At 70.9% G+C, this 14,602-nt stretch carries 18 protein-coding genes; 5 read left to right on the forward strand and 13 right to left on the reverse strand.

Annotation, left to right across the window (positions count from 1 at the left end; genetic code table 11):
• Positions 1 to 66: 66 nt before the first annotated feature.
• The 3 genes from groES to ACWGDX_RS24700 all read right to left on the reverse strand — a co-directional run bounded on the left by groES (position 67) and on the right by ACWGDX_RS24700 (position 2,192).
• Entirely contained in the window at positions 67 to 375 is a 309-nt protein-coding gene (gene groES, locus ACWGDX_RS24690) for a co-chaperone GroES (protein WP_023539274.1), read from the reverse strand.
• Between the two features lie 469 nt (positions 376 to 844).
• Positions 845 to 1,264, reverse strand: a complete 420-nt coding sequence (locus ACWGDX_RS24695; RefSeq protein WP_453628869.1) for a hypothetical protein — start codon at positions 1,262 to 1,264, stop codon at positions 845 to 847.
• Between the two features lie 16 nt (positions 1,265 to 1,280).
• Positions 1,281 to 2,192: a polysaccharide deacetylase family protein gene (locus tag ACWGDX_RS24700; RefSeq protein WP_453628954.1), complete on the reverse strand. Its 912-nt coding sequence runs from the start codon at positions 2,190 to 2,192 to the stop codon at positions 1,281 to 1,283.
• Positions 2,193 to 2,425: 233 nt separating this feature from the next.
• On the opposite strand from ACWGDX_RS24700, the gene ACWGDX_RS24705 reads away from it, so the two are divergent.
• Positions 2,426 to 3,724, forward strand: coding sequence for a class I SAM-dependent methyltransferase (locus ACWGDX_RS24705; RefSeq protein ID WP_453628871.1), 1,299 nt, complete (start codon positions 2,426 to 2,428; stop codon positions 3,722 to 3,724).
• A gap of 19 nt (positions 3,725 to 3,743) precedes the next feature.
• Here the strand turns inward: ACWGDX_RS24705 and ACWGDX_RS24710 are convergent, their stop codons facing one another.
• Positions 3,744 to 4,109: a hypothetical protein gene (locus ACWGDX_RS24710; protein ID WP_363085065.1), complete on the reverse strand. Its 366-nt coding sequence runs from the start codon at positions 4,107 to 4,109 to the stop codon at positions 3,744 to 3,746.
• 87 nt (positions 4,110 to 4,196) lie between these two features.
• On the reverse strand, positions 4,197 to 4,991 hold the full coding sequence (locus ACWGDX_RS24715) for a hypothetical protein (protein WP_453628873.1): 795 nt from the start codon (positions 4,989 to 4,991) through the stop codon (positions 4,197 to 4,199).
• On the opposite strand from ACWGDX_RS24715, the gene ACWGDX_RS24720 reads away from it, so the two are divergent.
• Positions 4,990 to 5,499: a potassium channel family protein gene (locus ACWGDX_RS24720; RefSeq protein ID WP_453628875.1), complete on the forward strand. Its 510-nt coding sequence runs from the start codon at positions 4,990 to 4,992 to the stop codon at positions 5,497 to 5,499. The genes ACWGDX_RS24715 and ACWGDX_RS24720 overlap by 2 nt on opposite strands.
• 119 nt (positions 5,500 to 5,618) lie before the next feature.
• Here the strand turns inward: ACWGDX_RS24720 and ACWGDX_RS24725 are convergent, their stop codons facing one another.
• Complete coding sequence (locus ACWGDX_RS24725) at positions 5,619 to 6,653, reverse strand: ArsR/SmtB family transcription factor (protein ID WP_453628876.1); 1,035 nt, start codon at positions 6,651 to 6,653, stop codon at positions 5,619 to 5,621.
• Between the two features lie 437 nt (positions 6,654 to 7,090).
• Here ACWGDX_RS24725 and ACWGDX_RS24730 point away from each other — a divergent pair, with 437 nt between their 5' ends.
• Entirely contained in the window at positions 7,091 to 7,732 is a 642-nt protein-coding gene (locus ACWGDX_RS24730; RefSeq protein ID WP_453628956.1) for a pyridoxine/pyridoxamine 5'-phosphate oxidase, read from the forward strand.
• A 1,192-nt stretch (positions 7,733 to 8,924) separates the two neighbouring features.
• On the opposite strand, the gene ACWGDX_RS24735 is transcribed toward ACWGDX_RS24730, so the two are convergent.
• Positions 8,925 to 9,335, reverse strand: a complete 411-nt coding sequence (locus tag ACWGDX_RS24735; protein WP_453628878.1) for a winged helix-turn-helix transcriptional regulator — start codon at positions 9,333 to 9,335, stop codon at positions 8,925 to 8,927.
• A 101-nt stretch (positions 9,336 to 9,436) separates the two neighbouring features.
• Between ACWGDX_RS24735 and ACWGDX_RS24740 the strand changes: the two genes are divergently transcribed.
• Positions 9,437 to 10,147: an NADPH-dependent F420 reductase gene (locus tag ACWGDX_RS24740; protein WP_453628880.1), complete on the forward strand. Its 711-nt coding sequence runs from the start codon at positions 9,437 to 9,439 to the stop codon at positions 10,145 to 10,147.
• Between the two features lie 32 nt (positions 10,148 to 10,179).
• On the opposite strand, the gene ACWGDX_RS24745 is transcribed toward ACWGDX_RS24740, so the two are convergent.
• From ACWGDX_RS24745 to tsaB, 5 genes are all read right to left on the reverse strand, one after another.
• Positions 10,180 to 10,536 (reverse strand): YciI family protein, encoded by a 357-nt coding sequence (locus ACWGDX_RS24745; RefSeq protein ID WP_453628882.1) that lies wholly within the window; start codon positions 10,534 to 10,536, stop codon positions 10,180 to 10,182.
• 172 nt (positions 10,537 to 10,708) lie between these two features.
• Complete coding sequence (locus tag ACWGDX_RS24750) at positions 10,709 to 10,960, reverse strand: hypothetical protein (RefSeq protein WP_363082528.1); 252 nt, start codon at positions 10,958 to 10,960, stop codon at positions 10,709 to 10,711.
• Positions 10,961 to 10,967: 7 nt separating this feature from the next.
• The gene (tsaD, locus tag ACWGDX_RS24755) at positions 10,968 to 12,110 is read right to left on the reverse strand and encodes a tRNA (adenosine(37)-N6)-threonylcarbamoyltransferase complex transferase subunit TsaD (protein ID WP_453628883.1); all 1,143 of its coding nucleotides are present in this window, start codon (positions 12,108 to 12,110) and stop codon (positions 10,968 to 10,970) included.
• Complete coding sequence (rimI, locus tag ACWGDX_RS24760; RefSeq protein ID WP_453628958.1) at positions 12,103 to 12,597, reverse strand: ribosomal protein S18-alanine N-acetyltransferase; 495 nt, start codon at positions 12,595 to 12,597, stop codon at positions 12,103 to 12,105. The genes tsaD and rimI overlap by 8 nt, the downstream gene beginning before the upstream one ends.
• Positions 12,598 to 12,737: 140 nt before the next feature.
• Entirely contained in the window at positions 12,738 to 13,484 is a 747-nt protein-coding gene (gene tsaB, locus ACWGDX_RS24765; protein ID WP_453628885.1) for a tRNA (adenosine(37)-N6)-threonylcarbamoyltransferase complex dimerization subunit type 1 TsaB, read from the reverse strand.
• 103 nt (positions 13,485 to 13,587) lie between these two features.
• Between tsaB and ACWGDX_RS24770 the strand changes: the two genes are divergently transcribed.
• A complete protein-coding gene (locus tag ACWGDX_RS24770; protein ID WP_363082531.1) occupies positions 13,588 to 14,151 on the forward strand; it encodes a hypothetical protein in 564 nt (187 codons plus the stop codon).
• 107 nt (positions 14,152 to 14,258) lie between these two features.
• Here the strand turns inward: ACWGDX_RS24770 and ACWGDX_RS24775 are convergent, their stop codons facing one another.
• Positions 14,259 to 14,390: a hypothetical protein gene (locus ACWGDX_RS24775; protein ID WP_453628887.1), complete on the reverse strand. Its 132-nt coding sequence runs from the start codon at positions 14,388 to 14,390 to the stop codon at positions 14,259 to 14,261.
• Positions 14,391 to 14,602 lie beyond the last annotated feature (212 nt).

The following is a 14,602-nucleotide window of genomic DNA, read 5'->3' on the forward strand; positions in this document are numbered from 1 at the left end:
CCTGTCCGCCCGGCAATCGCAGGGCGGCCAGGGGCGCGGTTCACAAGCAAACTCGAACGTGGGTGATTACTTCTCGATGATCGCGAGCACGTCGCGAGCCGAGAGGACGAGGTACTCCTCGCCGCTGTACTTCACCTCGGTGCCGCCGTACTTGCTGTACAGAACGACGTCGCCGACGGAAACGTCGAGCGGGAGCCGCTCGCCGTTCTCGAAACGGCCCGGACCGACAGCCAGGACGACGCCCTCCTGGGGCTTCTCCTTGGCGGTGTCCGGGATAACCAGGCCAGAGGCCGTGGTCTGCTCGGCGTCGAGCGGCTGGACCACAATGCGGTCCTCGAGCGGCTTGATGGCAACCTTGGTGCTGGCGGTCGTCACGATCCGACCTCCCCCTTCGGAGATCTCACGGGGTTAACTGTCTGAGGGTGGCGACCAGGTCGATCCGTCGTCGCGGGTGCCGGACCTGCCAGTCGCGCTTTGGCACTCTCCAGTGGGGAGTGCCAGACCCGAGACTATGACCGCGATTAGCACTCGGTCAAGCGGAGTGCCAATACGGCCCGGCGTGGCGGTTCCGTCTCGATACGGAAACGGGCGTGCCGGGCTCTGAATTCCGTACGACTGTACGAACAGCGCACACGCCTGTGGACGGCGCGCGCGGCCGGACGGGCATCCGCCGGGGGCCCGCCGCGCACGCCCGAGCGCCGGCGCACGCGGCCGGACCCCAGGCCGGAACCCCAGCGCAGGCGGCCGGACCCCAGAGCTCGCGCGGGGTCCGGCGCTCACAGCCAGGTCAGAGTCCGGCGCTCACAGCCAGGTCAGAGTCCGGTGCTCACCGCCAGGCCCGGACTCACAGCTGGGCTCGCGCGTTCACGCCGAGGCCGCCGCCCGGACCGCCGCCGGGACCGCCGCCCGGCTCCAGGTCCCGGGCGGGCCGCTCCTCCCCCGGGCACATCTCCCGGGGCTGCGGAGCGAGCCGTACGGCGCCGGGCCCGCCGTCCACCCCCGACGCCGCGGGCGGGGCGTGCGGGCCGACCTTCTGCGCCGCCTTGCGGCCGAGCCGTTCGATCGGGTCCACCGGATCGGACGACTGCGCGCAGCCGGCGGTGGCGGTGATGAGCGCGCCGGCCGCCAGCGCACCGGCCAGCAGCCGGTACTCGGCTCTCATACGGCCCCCCGCGGCCCCGCGCGTACGCGCCCCGCCCGACGGGGCGGCCGGGGCCGGGGCGACCGGGGCGACCGGTCCGCACGCGTCCTCCCCGAGCCTCATAGGTACTCCCCCGGTGTCATACGTAGTCCTCCAGCTTGCCCACGGCGTAACCCTTGTCCGTGATCACCTTCATCACCTGGCGGATCATGTCGGGCATGGAGCCCGCCCACTCCTCGGGACCGCGGAAGTGGGTGAGGATGATGTCCCCGGGGTGCATGTCCTTGTCCCACTCACGCCACTCCATATGGTCGGGAAACGCCTCCGACGCCCAGAGGGGCGCGGCCTTCACACCGCACTCCTTGGCGGCGACCAGCGTGTCGCGGTTGTAGTTGCCGAACGGCGGCCGGAAGAGCGTGGGCCGGTGTCCGTAGCGCTGCTGGAGCTTGTCCTGCTGGCCGCAGATCTCCCGCCTCTGCTCGTCGTAGGACAACCCGGGCATATAGGGGTGGTTGAGGGTGTGATTGTTCAGCGTCACCCCGTTGTCCCGCATCTTCCTGAAGTAGTCGTAGTCGCTGTTGATGACGTAGTCGCTGAGGAACGCGGTGTACGGGATCTTCAGCTCGCTCATCATCCGCAGCAGCTCGGGGTCCTTCTCCACACCGTCGTCGATGGTCAGGAAGACGACCTTGTCCTTGGTCGGGACGGTGGTGAAGATCGGCGGCAGATCCTCGCTGTCCTGGACCTCGAAGCCCTCGCGGGTGGTGATGGCCGGCTTCACGGCCGGCGGCCGGGGCGCGGGCAGCGGGGTGGCACTGAGCCCCCACTTCTTGGCCGCGATCGCACGGGCCGCCTGGTTGCGGCGGAGGTTGTCGGCGTAACCGGCGATCATCCCGGCCGGGGCCTCCTTCTGGGCCTCCCCCGGGGCACCGTGCCCCGGCCCGCCCGGCAGACCCGGCCCGCCCGGGTACCCGGCCGCGGGTTTCGGCACCTCACCGGCGCCGCCGGCGCATCCCGAACCGATCACGCCGACGAGCAGCGCCGCCGCCACCGCGCGTCCGCGCCGTCCGCGCCCGCTCCTCCTGACGCTCCCGTCGGCGCCGCCCCCGCCCCCGTCACTCCCGCCCCTGCCGCTCCCGTCCCCCTTCGCCGTAGTCATCGCCTTTGCCATCATTTCTTCTTTTTGTCGTACTAGTTGCATGGTGTCGCATCCTGTCAGCGCGCGGCCCCCGCGCCCGGCCGACACCGCCGCCCCGGCGCGCACCATCCCCCGGCTGGCTCACAATGGATCAGGTGACCGACCGCGCGCCTTCCCGTCCCGCTCCCTCACCCGCCCCCGCCCCGCCCCCGCTCCCCCTTCTCGGGCCGCTGCTCTCCGCCGACGGCCAGGCGCTCCTCGCCGAGCTGCGCGACCACGACCCGGCCGCGGAACTCGCCCTCGCCACCCGGCTGCGCCGCGAGCACCCGGCGGAGCTGGTCTCGGCGGCGCTGGCCCAGGCGCGGCTGCGTCAGCGCGGGGTGGCGAAGTTCGGCGCCGCGGACGCGTACCGCATGTACTTCACGCCGAACGGGATCGAGCAGGCCACGCGCGGCACCGTCGCCGCGTACCGCGCCGGGCGGTTCCGCGCGCTCGCGCCCGGACTCCGGATCACGGACCTGTGCTGCGGCGTCGGCGGTGACGCGATCGAGCTGGCGCGCGCGGGCTTCACCGTGACCGCCGTCGATCTCGACCCGCTGACCTGCGAGATCGCCGCCGAGAATGTGCGCACGCTGGCCCCGGCCGCCCCGCCGATGACGGTGACACGGGCGGATGTCCTGGAGTACGACCTGACGGGGGCGCGGACGCTGTTCATCGACCCCGCACGGCGCGGCGGCCGGGGCAGGATCTTCGACCCGGAGGCGTACTCACCGCCCCTGTCGTGGGCCGTCGACGCGGTACGCGGCGCCGGCACGGGCGCGGTCAAGATCGCGCCCGGCATTCCGCACGAGCTCATCCCCGACGACTTCGAGGCCGAGTGGATCTCGGACGGCGGTGATGTCAAGGAGGCGGTGCTCTGGCACGGCGGAACGCCCGGTTCCGTCACCCCCGGCAGCCGCCGCGCCACCCTGCTCACGCCCGGCCGTCCCCCCGGCCGTTCCCCCGGCCCGCCCACCGCGGTGACCCTCACCGGCCGCGGGCTGCCCGACCCGCCCGTCCGCGGGACCGGCCGTTTCCTGTACGAGCCCGACGGCGCCGTCATCCGCGCCCATCTGGTCGCCGAGGTGGCCGAGGAGCTGGACGGCGGACTGCTCGACGAGACGATCGCGTACATCACGGCCGACGAAGCGCGCCCCACCCCGTACGCCACCGCCTACGAGATCACCGATGAACTCCCCTTCGGCCTCAAGAAACTCAAGGCCCTGCTGCGCGAACGCGAAGTCGGCGTCCTGACGGTGAAGAAGCGCGGCTCGGCGGTGGAGCCGGAGGAACTGCGCCGGCGTCTGAAACTCAAAGGCCCGCACGCGGCGACGGTCTTCCTGACCCGGGTCGCGGGCGCCCCGACCATGCTGCTCGGGCATCCGGTGGACGCGTGGCGACCGTAAAGCTACTGGAGGCCTAGAGCTACTGGAGGTCGGTCAGTTCATCCGCGTAGATCTGCGAGAGCGGCTGCGGGCCGACGTACTGCTGGCAGTTGCACTGCCTGCGCTCGTACCGCAGGGGCTTCCTGTTCTCGTCCCACTCCGTCGCCACCTCGACGTCCTCGTGGCACTTGCCCCGCTTGTCATGCTTGGCGAGATGGTGCGTACAGCCGCAGACGGGCTCCGGGGGCTTGTGGGCCTGCTCCAGGGCCAGCCGTTCCTTCTCCTCCAGCTCGTAGAGCTCAAGTCTGCGCTCGTGCCGGGTCCTGAGCGCGGTACGGCCTGTGTCGGCGATCCATCCGAAGCCGCCGACGATGAAGAAGACGAAAATCCACCAGAGCCATTCCATCCGCCGCCCCTTCACCCTGAATGGCGCACGCGTTCTCTCTTCAGCACGTTCTCTCTTCAGCATAGGACGGACACCGCAAGAACGGTCTCAGCGATGGACGCCCCCGCCTCTGCGTACCGGTAGCGGGCTCGTCAATCGCCCTGACCAGGCCTGATGCCCGTACGACTGGACAGCGCCCAGAATCCCCGTCACCAGGACCGTGACCGAGAGACCCAGCGCGTAGACCGTCTCACCCACGGTGCGGGACCCGGGTCCCGGCGCCATTCCGGCCCAGGCGACGCCCGTCGCCCACACCCCCACCGCACAGAGGACCACGGACGGCAGCAGCCACGTCACGCTCCGTCGGTGCGCCCGTACCCGTATGTCCGAGGCGGGGTCCCGATCGAGTTCGGCCCAGGCCTCCAGCCGCTCCCGTACCGTACGGCCGCGATCCAGCCAGAACCCGAGCGCGACCCCGGCGGGTATCAGCAGGACCGACCCGAGGGCGAGCGCCAGCAGCCCGGTCATCGCGCCGAGCCCGCCCTGCTCGAAGTTCTGGACCGCCAGCCCCACGGAGGCCCAGCCAAGCGCGGCGACCGCCCCGGTCAGCCAGAGCAGCACCAGCCGCCCCATCCCGAGCCGCCGTCCGGTGAGCGCGGCCATGGCGTCGGCGCGGTCGGCGAGCAGGGCCTCACGGTCGGGCCAGGAACGCAGATGCGGGGGCGGCGGGGGCGGGGGCACGCGCGTACGGTCGGCCACGCTGACCTTGCTGATCACCCGGCCGAGAGTAACGGGGCGGGGCTTGGACGACGCGGCGGGGTGCGCGTGCGCGGAGCGTCCGGGCCGGGCCCTGCGAGTGTCGGGGAGGGCGCACCCGCCGGCCGCCAGTAGCTTCGGGACCATGCCGCCGATCTCCTTCACATACCTGCTGAAACGGCTGCTGAGAGGTGAACCCTGGCAGCGGCTCCATGTGAAGGCCGCCGTCTGGGCCACCCTGCTGCTGGTGCTCGTCCTGCTGGTCGGCTCATGGATCATCGTCCCGGTCGAGGCATCGGCCTCCCGCGCGACGATCACGTCCTTCCCCCGCGCCCTGTGGTGGTCCGTCGAGACCGCCACCACCGTCGGTTACGGGGACATGTATCCGGTCACCCCGTGGGGGCGGGTCATCGCCTGTGTGGTGATGCTCGTCGGAATCTCCGTCTTCAGCATCGTCACCGCGTCCCTGGCCACCTGGTTCGTCAGCAGCGCCGTCCACCGCATGCGCCACCTCGCCCAGACCCTGGAGCACGCCGAACACGAGGGCAAGGCGGAGGTCTCGGAAGACCTGCGCGCACTGCGCGAACGCTTCGACCACATGGAACGCCTGCTGAGGAACCCCGGCGGACCGCCGACGGGAAAGAGCGACCGATAGCGACCGATGAAGGGGTGAAGGGCTCGTGTCCCGAGTCCCGAGTCCCCAAGCTCACAGCTCAAAGCGCAAAGCTCACAGCTCACAGCTCACAGCTCAGACGGCGTGCTCAGACGGCGTGCTCAAACACCGCGCCCTGAGGTTGCGCTCTCACCGTTCAGCAGTGCTTCGCCGAGCGGCGTCAGTGCGTGGAGGACGGCGCTGCCGTGACGGGTGGTGGCGATGAGCCCGGCCTCGCGCAGGACCGTCGCGTGCTCACTGGCAGTCGCCGGAGAGGCGGCGAGCCGCTCGGCGAGCTTCCCGGTGGTGCACGGACCGTGGCTGATGGCGTCGAGGGCGTGGGCACGGGTGCGCCCGAGGAGGGCCACGAGCCTCTTCAGGGTCCCGCTCCCCGGTACGGTCAGCAGCGCGGCGGCGTCGGAGACCGTACGTACCACGGGCATGAACAGGATCACGGGGCTCTGGTCGTCGACCAGGCTGTTGTACGTCATGGCTCTGGTCCGGCAGAACGCGGAAGGCACCAGCAGCAGCCCACGGCCGTCCAGCTTGACGTCCCCGACCACCGGTCCGCGACCGATCTCCAGTACGGGGGAACGCCAGCGGAAGCCGGGCGGCAGTCCCGCGAGCATCGCCTCCACGCCGTGTTCGGCGAAGGTACGGGCATGGCCGGTGTGCTCGGCCCGCAGACGCGCCTCGATCCGTGGCCAGTAGGGGGCCACGGCGACGCGGTGGAAATCCGCGAGGAAGTCGACCAGCTCCCGCCGGTCGTCGCGGTCATGCGCGGGATCGCCCCAGGCCGTACCGGCCCAGGGGGTCGTACGGTCCCAGTAGTGGGCACGGCTCTCGACGGCGCTGACCAGCTCGGCCTGAACGTGATCGGGACTGGCCGCGCGCAGCGCTTCCAGTCCGGCGTCCACCGACTCCGCCTGCCCGGTGACGGTGAACAGATCGAGAGCCGCTTCGCGGAAGAGCTCCGAGGCGGGGTGGGCGGGGGCGACGGATTCGTGTTCCGCCCGCCGGCGCCATCCCCCGAACATCGCGCCGGCGTTGGGCTGCTGCAAGGTCATCAGACCGAAGAAGGTCTCGCCCAGAGGCCCCCACGTGGTCGAGATCCGTGTTCTGACGAGATCTTCGGACGTGAAGTGAATCCGCAGCACGCGAGGCCTCCCTGTACCCCCGGTCCCACAATGACCAGGGCGTCCAACTCTTCAGTCCCACCCGCACCACGACAAGTCCGCTTCACGACAGGCACTTCGGCCGAGGCCGAAATGATTTGCCGCCCCCGCGCCCCCGCCAGCAAGCTGTTCACACAGGTTCCGGGCGAACCCGAACGGAACTTGAGGGGGGATACGGGGGCCAGGGGGTGCCTTTCGGCGCGGGCGACCACAGACGTCCAGCGACCCGAGAGACACCCCCTGGGCGCACCGAGCCGCGACAGCGCCCTGCCCATCGAGGCGAGGGCGACGGACCTGCCGACCGTGGCGCGGAGCCAGCTCCGGTACGTATGGTTGCCACTGCCGTGGCGATGGGTTCCACCCAGGGCGATCACGGCTGAAGGAGTGGAACAGTGACCGGTGGTGTCGACGTGCGACAAATGCTGCGGGACATCGAGGTCTTCACGGGTGAGCTGCCCGGATTCGATCCCTCGGAGGCACCGGAGAGTCCGGTCGAACTCTTCACCGAGTGGCTGCTCGACGCGATACGGGCGGGGGTGCGCGAGCCGCACGCCATGACGCTGGCGACGGCGGACGCGAGCGGCGACCCGACCGCCCGCGTCCTCATCCTCAAGGACGTGAGCCCGGCGGGCTGGCAGTTCGCCTCGGACTCCGGCAGTGCCAAGGGCCGTGACCTCACCGCGCGTCCCTACGCGGCCCTGACCTTCTACTGGGCACCGCTCGCCCGTCAGATACGGGTACGCGGCCCGGTGGAGCGCGCGACCCCGGAACGGTCCGCCGTGGACTTCCTGGCCCGGGGAGCGGGTGCCCGCGCGGAAGCCCTGCTCGGCCGCCAGTCGCAGCCACTGGGCGACCTGGCCGAACGCGACACCGCCGTCAAGGAGTCACTCGCCCGGATCGAGAACCAGCCCACTCTCGTGTCCCCGAGCTGGACGCTGTACTCGCTGCGCCCGGAGTCGGTCGAGTTCTGGCAGGGCGACAAGCAACGGCGCCACACCCGCCTCGTCTACCGGGCCTCCACCGGCGCCGATGGATGGACGAAGCAGATGCTGTGGCCGTAGACGGCCATGGCACACGGCAAGACGGCAAGACGGCCTTCGCGATGTGCCGGGGGGCTGTCTTCCGGTACGGACCGAGGGGTAGTCGGGGTGGACCGGTAGGTCCCGTGCCACGCGGGGGCCGCCCCTCTGGCTTTGAGTTTCGCGACTCCGGGCCGGGCGTCAAGGGCGCTCCTCCGTCGCGTCGGCAAGCCGATTCCGCTCCGCTCCACCCTTGACCCCCGTCCCTCCATCGCAAGTGCGGATCAGTGGGAGGGGCGGCCCGGGGGAAGGGGTCCCCGGGGGGCTGAGTTGGGGGTGCTGGTTTCCTCCCCGGCCTGCGGCCCGGTGGGTGGTAGTACGCGGCAGTGGAATGGGGCGGTGACGACACCGGCTCAGCGACAGACCGTCCGCTGCCTGTTGGGGTTCAGTCCCATGCCTGGGCTGGGCGGTTGGTGGGGTGGGTGTGTCCGTGACGGGCGCTGATGGGCCAGTTGAAGGCCTCTTTGCGCTCAGGGACCCGCCTAACGCACCTGAGGACACACGACCGCCCCACAGCACTCCCCAACCCCCTTCCAAATAGGTTCATATGGGACATCTATGGGGCTTGTTGAGCCCATTTACCGCAGAACTGGACGGCGACGGGTCCGGCGACGTCCTTCGGAGGTCTCCTGCGTCCTGGTGACGCGAGAAGCGTCCCAACAGGTCCGCGACCGCAGAAAAGGACCGACTGGGCGCGGGCCCGTCCGGCTGGCGCTTGGGGTGCCACCTGATCACGAATCCCAGACATGGGACTGAACCCCAGCAGACAACGGACGGTCAGTCGCTGAGCCGGTGCCGGGCCGCCCCACACCACTACCGCGCAGACCACCCACCGGGCCGCAGGCCGGGAAAGAAACCAGCACCCCCAACTCAGCCCCCCGGGGACCCCTCCCCCCGGCCGCCCCTCCCACCAGCAGTACCAGCGGGGGCGGGACGGGGGTCAAGGGTGGAGCGCAGCGGAATCGGCGCAGCCGACGCGACGAAGGAGCGCCCTTGACGCCCGGCCCGCCCCCGCCACAATCAAACCCAGAGGGGCGGCCCCACGTGGCACGAAACCACCCGGCCCACCCCGACTACCCCTCGGCCCTGACCCGCACCCAACACCCCCACCTTCACCCGTCCCCCACCCCTCCCCCACCTTCAACCGCACCCTCGGCACACCCAAACGAGGAGTTCAGCGCCGCTGAGTGTCGTACGCGTCGTACTCCTCGCGCGCGGCGTCTATCTGGTTCATGTTCTGCTCGGCCCATCGCGTCATGGCTTGCATGACGGGCATCAGGCTCTGTCCCAGTGGGGTGAGCGCGTAGTCCACGCGTGCCGGTACGGCCGGGGTGACGGTGCGGGTGAGCAGGCCGTCCCGTTCCAGGCGGCGCAGGGTCTGCGTGAGCATCTTCTGGCTCGCCCCCGCGATCGTACGGGCCAGCTCGCCGTAGCGTCGCGGGCCGCCGGCCAGTTCCTTGAGGATGAGAGCGACCCACTTCTCGCCGATGCGGTCGAGCAGCCGGTTGGTCGGGCAGTCGGCGAACCGGGCTCGGTGCGAGACGCGGGCCTCCGCGTGTCGTTGAGCGGCGGTACGAGTCGTCATGGCATCCCTTCGCGTGCGCCGGCCACCTTGAAGTGCGTACTGCCGCTCAACGGTAGCGCCGCCTAACTTCGCTCATGAGCGAACAAGGAGCGGAACAGACCATGACGAAGATCGCCATCCTCGGCTCCGGCAATGTGGCCCGAGCCCTCGCGGTCAAACTGCGGGACGCGGGCAACGAGGTCATCGTGGGCTCCCGCGCCCCGCAGCGGACCGCCACCGACTGGAACGCCTTCGGGACGCGTCCCGGCGCGGCTCCCGGGATGCGTCCCGGGATACGCCCCGCGACACGTCCCGGCGTACGCCCCGGGATACGTGTCACCGATCCGGCGAATGCGGCCGACTCCGCCGAGGTGGTCGTCAACGCCACACCCGGCCACGCCTCGGTGAAGGTGCTCACCGGCCTCACGGCGGAGCTGACGGGCAAGGTCCTGGTCGACGTCGCCAACGCCACCGCGTTCGACTCCGACGGCTTCGCGTCGGCGCTCCTGTATCCGGGCGGCAGCCTCGCCGAGGAGATTCAGCGCGCGCTGCCCCTCGTACACGTGGTGAAGACCCTCAACACGATGCACTCATCGGTCATGGCCGATCCGGCGGAACTGGCCGTTCCGCCCGCTGCCTTCCTGTCCGGGAACGACGCCGGCGCCAAGAAGACCGCCGGCGCGCTGCTCGCCGAACTGGGCTGGCCGACGGGGTGGATCATCGACCTCGGCGGTGTGGAGACCGCCCGGGGACCCGAGGCGTTCGTGCTGATGGTCGGCGGCCTCGTCCGTACCCTGGGCCCGGTGCCCTTCGGTATGGCCGTCGCCCGGTGAGACGCGGCGATGCGGCCGGACACGGACCGGGCCTACGGCTCGGCGATCTCGCGGAGCTCGACGGTGAGGTCGTACTCCTCCTCGTGGATGTCCACGAAGCGCCGGGTCCACTCCATGGCCTGTTCCTTGTCCTTCGCCTGCACGATCGCGTACCCACCGATGACCTCCTTGGCCTCGGTGAACGGACCGTCGGTGACCGCGAGCCTCCCTCCGGTCTGGCGGAAGCGCACACCGCCCGCGGACGGCGTCAGCCCGGCGGTGTCGAGCAGCACCCCCGCCTTGGTCATCTCCTCGATCAGCTGACCCATCCGCCGCATCAGCTCAGGGCTCGGCCCGCCCGCGGGCGCGTTCTTCTCGTCGGTGCTGATGATGGACAGAAAGCGCGGCATGGTGACTCCTCGGTCTCGGTACCGTCGGTATCGGTGGGCGGCGGGGGCTTGTTCCCGCCTCTCACCTTTACGTCGAACGGAAGACGCCTGGATCGACACACGCCGGGATCTTCTTCCGAGAAGCCTTCCCGGCTCATCCCCGGCGCGTCCTCGTCCTCCGCCCATGCCGGTGCTACGTCACGGACTCGAAGCGCCAGCGGTGTACCGGGCGGGCGGTCAAGTCCGCGGGGGGATCCGGGAGTTCGGGGACGTCGGCGTCGTACGGACCGTCCCACCAGGTGATGACCAGGACGCGGTCCTGGGGGGCGCGGAAGAGTTCCCGTCGCAGGGGGGCGTACGGGAGGTCCTGCGCGCGTGCCCATTCCAGCAGCTCCGCGCCCCGGCCGGAGGCCGCCTTCGCCTCCCACATCAGCGCCACGGTCATGAGTGCCTCACGTGTACAGGTTGTCCTTGCTCAGCTCATGCAGATGATCGTGGTGATGGCCGCCACCGTGGTGACCACCGGCGCCGTGACCGTTGCCACCGTGGCCCGCGCCCGGTACGTGCGGGTCCGTCACCGGCAGCGACGAGTCCGCCGACAGCTCCCAGTCCGACGCCGGCCGGCCGCGCGCCACCATCTCCGCGCCCAGCGCCGCCACCATCGCGCCGTTGTCCGTGCAGAGCCCGGGGCGCGGCACCCGCAGTCTGATACCCGCCCGCTCGCAGCGCTCGGCCGCGAGTGCCCGCAGCCGCGAGTTGGCCGCGACCCCGCCGCCGATCATGAGATGGTCCACGCCCTCGTCCCGGCAGGCGCGGACCGCCTTCCGGGTCAGTACGTCGACCACCGCCTCCTGGAAGGACGCCGCCACATCCCGTACCGGCACCTCCTCGCCCGCGTTCCGCTTCGCCTCGATCCAGCGGGCCACCGATGTCTTCAGACCGGAGAAGGAGAAGTCGTACGCCGCGTCACGCGGACCGGTCAGCCCGCGCGGAAACGCGATCGCGGCCGGATCGCCCTCCTTGGCGAGCCGGTCGATCACGGGACCGCCGGGGAAACCGAGGTGCAGCACGCGCGCGATCTTGTCGAACGCCTCGCCCGCCGCGTCGTCGATCGTCGCCCCCAGGGGCCGTACATCGCTGGTGATGTCCGGCGCCAGCAGCAGCGAGGAGTGGCCGCCGCTCACCAGCAGCGCCATCGTCGGCTCGGGCAGCGGGCCGTGCTCCAACTGGTCGACACAGATGTGGGAGGCCAGATGGTTCACGCCGTACAGCGGCTTGCCGAGCGCGTACGCGTACGACTTCGCCGCCGAGACACCCACCAGCAGCGCACCGGCCAGCCCCGGCCCCGCGGTCACCGCGATGCCGTCCAGGTCGCGGGCGGAGACACCCGCCTCCTTCAGCGCGCGCTCGATCGTCGGCACCATCGCCTCAAGATGCGCGCGGGAGGCGACCTCCGGCACCACGCCGCCGAAGCGCGCGTGCTCGTCGACGCTCGACGCGACGGCGTCGGCGAGGAGCGTCGTCCCCCGGACGATGCCGACCCCCGTCTCGTCACAGGAGGTCTCGATACCGAGGACGAGGGGTTCGTCAGCCATGGATCTCAGTTCCTTGATGGGTCTTCATGTGGAGGCGCATGACGAGCGCGTCGACGTTGCCCGGCTGGTAGTAACCGCGCCGGAAGCCGATCGGCTCGAAGCCGAACCGCTCGTACAGCCGCTGCGCCCGGAGATTGTCGACCCGCACTTCCAGCAGTACCTCCTCGCACTCGAAGGCGGTGGCGTGCTGGAGCAGATCGGTGAGCAGCCGGGAGCCCAGGCCGATGCCCCACTGGTCGCGGGCCGCGGCGATGGTCTGTACGTCACCGAGGCCGCCGGCGGCGGCGAGTCCGGCGTAGCCGACGATCCGGCCGCCGTCCCCGTCCGGCCCGGTCGCGTCCGGCCCGGTCGCCACCACATAGTGGCGGGTGGCCCGCGGACCGCGCGCGTGGGCCAGTTCCGACCAGAACATGGCCGGGGACCACGCGTCCTCGGGGAAGAGCTCGTGTTCGAGGGCGAGCACCGGCTCGATGTCCCACCAGCGCATCTCGCGCAGGACGACGGAGGAAGCCGTCTCCCCGGCGGCCGTCGCTTCGCCGACCGCCGTCGCTTCCTCGGTCGCGTCCGTGGCCTTGTCGTTCCCGGCTTCCGCGCCCTCGTGCTCGGCCGCCGCGTCCGTCGCATCGGTCACTTCGGGGTGACCACCTTGTAGTTCTTGGGCACCTGCGCGTCCGGGCGGCGCAAGTACAAGGGAAGGGCCGGAAGGAAGCCCGCGGCGGCGCCGGCAACCCCAGCGACCCCGGCGCCACCGGAAGCCCCAGTTACCCCAGGAGTCCCGGAAGCCCCGGAAGCATCAGTGGCCTCCGCCGCGAGTCTTTCCGCCGCCAGCGACGCCAGCGCGGCGGCCGACTGGTGCTCGGGACCCCGCGCGTCCGGGAACACATCGGGATAGAGCAGCGCCCCGGCGCCCACGGCCGGCACTCCCACGACATGCTCATGACCGACGATATCGGCGGGCCGGTCGACGGCCGGATCGGTCAGCCGCGTACGGGCGTCCGCGTACCGCGCCCAGTAGACCTCCTTGCGGCGCGCGTCCGTCACCACCACGAACGGCTCTTCCAGCCCGGAGGCGTACGCGAGCCCGTCCAGGGTGCAGAGCCCGTGCACCGGCACCCCGAGCGCCGAGCCGAAGGTCAGGGCCGTGACCAGCCCGACACGCAGTCCTGTGTACGGTCCCGGCCCCACCCCCACGACCACATCCGTCACGGCGTCCAGTTTCAGCCCGGCCTCAGCGAGGACGCGGTCGACGGCGGGGAGAAGCAGTTCCCCGTGGCGGCGCGCGTCGACCTGACTCTCCGCGGCCAGGACGGAGGTGCCGTCGTGGAGAGCGACGGTGACGGCGGGCGTGGCGGTATCAACGGCGAGCAGAAGCACGCAAACAGCCTACGGCTCCGACGCCCAAGGCACGGCGCCCCGTCCCGTCACCCTGCTGCTGCTACCGTCACCACGGAGTCATACGTACGAGAGGTGGATCAAGGTGTCCAGGAGCAGCTCGGGAATCGTGGCCGGGCTCACCGCGGCGGCCATCGCCGTGGTCGGCTTCCTCGCCTACCAGGCGTCCGCGAACGTTCCCGACGAGACCCTCGGGAAGCCCGCCACCGCGCCGTCCGCCTCTCCTCCCGCCTCGGGCGGCGCCCCCGCGCAGAAGAAGAAGAACTCGCTGGCGATCCCCGCGGACTCGGGCACCGGCGCACGGGTCGTGTACGCGCTGGCCCAGCGCCGGGTGTGGCTGGTCAACCAGAACGAGCAGGCGACGCGCAGCTTCGCCGTCATGCCGAGCACGGTCAGCCCACTGCCCGGCTCCTACCGCGTGACCTCGCGTTCCGGCGCGGTCACGGGCTCGGACGGGGTCCGGGTCGAGCACGTCGTACGGTTCACGACCGTCAACGATGTGTCGATCGGCTTCAGCGCGGCCGTGGACGGCACGGTGTCCAGCCCCGACCCGACGCTGAAGACGGGCGGGGTCAGGATGAAGGTGGCGGACGGAAACGCGGTATGGACGTTCGCGACGGTCGGCTCTGTCGTGGTCGTCGTTCCCTAGCCCGACAGCCCGCCGGCCCAACAGCCCGCCGACCGGTCCCGTAACCCGACGAACGGTTCCGGACCGTTCCGGACGGTTCCGTAACCCGCCGGCCCGTCGTCTCGGATTCAGGCGGCGTCGCGCTGCCGTTCGAGCTCCCTCGCCGCGGCGGCGGCCTGCGCCGTCGCGACCGCCGAAGGCTCCCGCGGCGGAGTGGACACGGCCGAGGCCGCCGCGCACGACGCGAGCAGCACGCTCATGGACACGGACGACGGTGACGGTGACGGCGACGGTGACCGGGGCGATGAGGACTGCGACTGCGACTCCGGACGCGTTTCGCGCTCTGACGCCGACATGGATGCCTCCTGAGGCTCCGGGGGCAGGCGTGGTCAGGTAGTTAGGCAGACCTAACCTTGTCTCACTACCATGTGACCATGCGCGGCATGGCACGCGCAACATTTTGCCGACGTCT

Source organism: Streptomyces sp. NPDC055025 (genome assembly GCF_053608565.1).

What these genes read in the sequence shown, in the direction of transcription:
- ACWGDX_RS24730 (WP_453628956.1), top strand. Translation starts at nt 7,091, where the DNA reads ATGCTGCGGGACATCGAGGTCTTCACGGGTGAGCTGCCCGGATTCGAT.
- ACWGDX_RS24735 (WP_453628878.1), bottom strand. Translation starts at nt 9,335, where the DNA reads ATGACGACTCGTACCGCCGCTCAACGACACGCGGAGGCCCGCGTCTCG.
- ACWGDX_RS24745 (WP_453628882.1), bottom strand. Translation starts at nt 10,536, where the DNA reads ATGCCGCGCTTTCTGTCCATCATCAGCACCGACGAGAAGAACGCGCCC.
- ACWGDX_RS24720 (WP_453628875.1), top strand. Translation starts at nt 4,990, where the DNA reads ATGCCGCCGATCTCCTTCACATACCTGCTGAAACGGCTGCTGAGAGGT.
- ACWGDX_RS24695 (WP_453628869.1), bottom strand. Translation starts at nt 1,264, where the DNA reads ATGAGGCTCGGGGAGGACGCGTGCGGACCGGTCGCCCCGGTCGCCCCG.
- ACWGDX_RS24705 (WP_453628871.1), top strand. Translation starts at nt 2,426, where the DNA reads ATGGATCAGGTGACCGACCGCGCGCCTTCCCGTCCCGCTCCCTCACCC.
- tsaD (WP_453628883.1), bottom strand. Translation starts at nt 12,110, where the DNA reads ATGGCTGACGAACCCCTCGTCCTCGGTATCGAGACCTCCTGTGACGAG.
- ACWGDX_RS24715 (WP_453628873.1), bottom strand. Translation starts at nt 4,991, where the DNA reads ATGGTCCCGAAGCTACTGGCGGCCGGCGGGTGCGCCCTCCCCGACACT.
- ACWGDX_RS24775 (WP_453628887.1), bottom strand. Translation starts at nt 14,390, where the DNA reads ATGAGCGTGCTGCTCGCGTCGTGCGCGGCGGCCTCGGCCGTGTCCACT.
- ACWGDX_RS24750 (WP_363082528.1), bottom strand. Translation starts at nt 10,960, where the DNA reads ATGACCGTGGCGCTGATGTGGGAGGCGAAGGCGGCCTCCGGCCGGGGC.
- ACWGDX_RS24740 (WP_453628880.1), top strand. Translation starts at nt 9,437, where the DNA reads ATGACGAAGATCGCCATCCTCGGCTCCGGCAATGTGGCCCGAGCCCTC.
- ACWGDX_RS24710 (WP_363085065.1), bottom strand. Translation starts at nt 4,109, where the DNA reads ATGGAATGGCTCTGGTGGATTTTCGTCTTCTTCATCGTCGGCGGCTTC.
- rimI (WP_453628958.1), bottom strand. Translation starts at nt 12,597, where the DNA reads ATGCGCTGGTGGGACATCGAGCCGGTGCTCGCCCTCGAACACGAGCTC.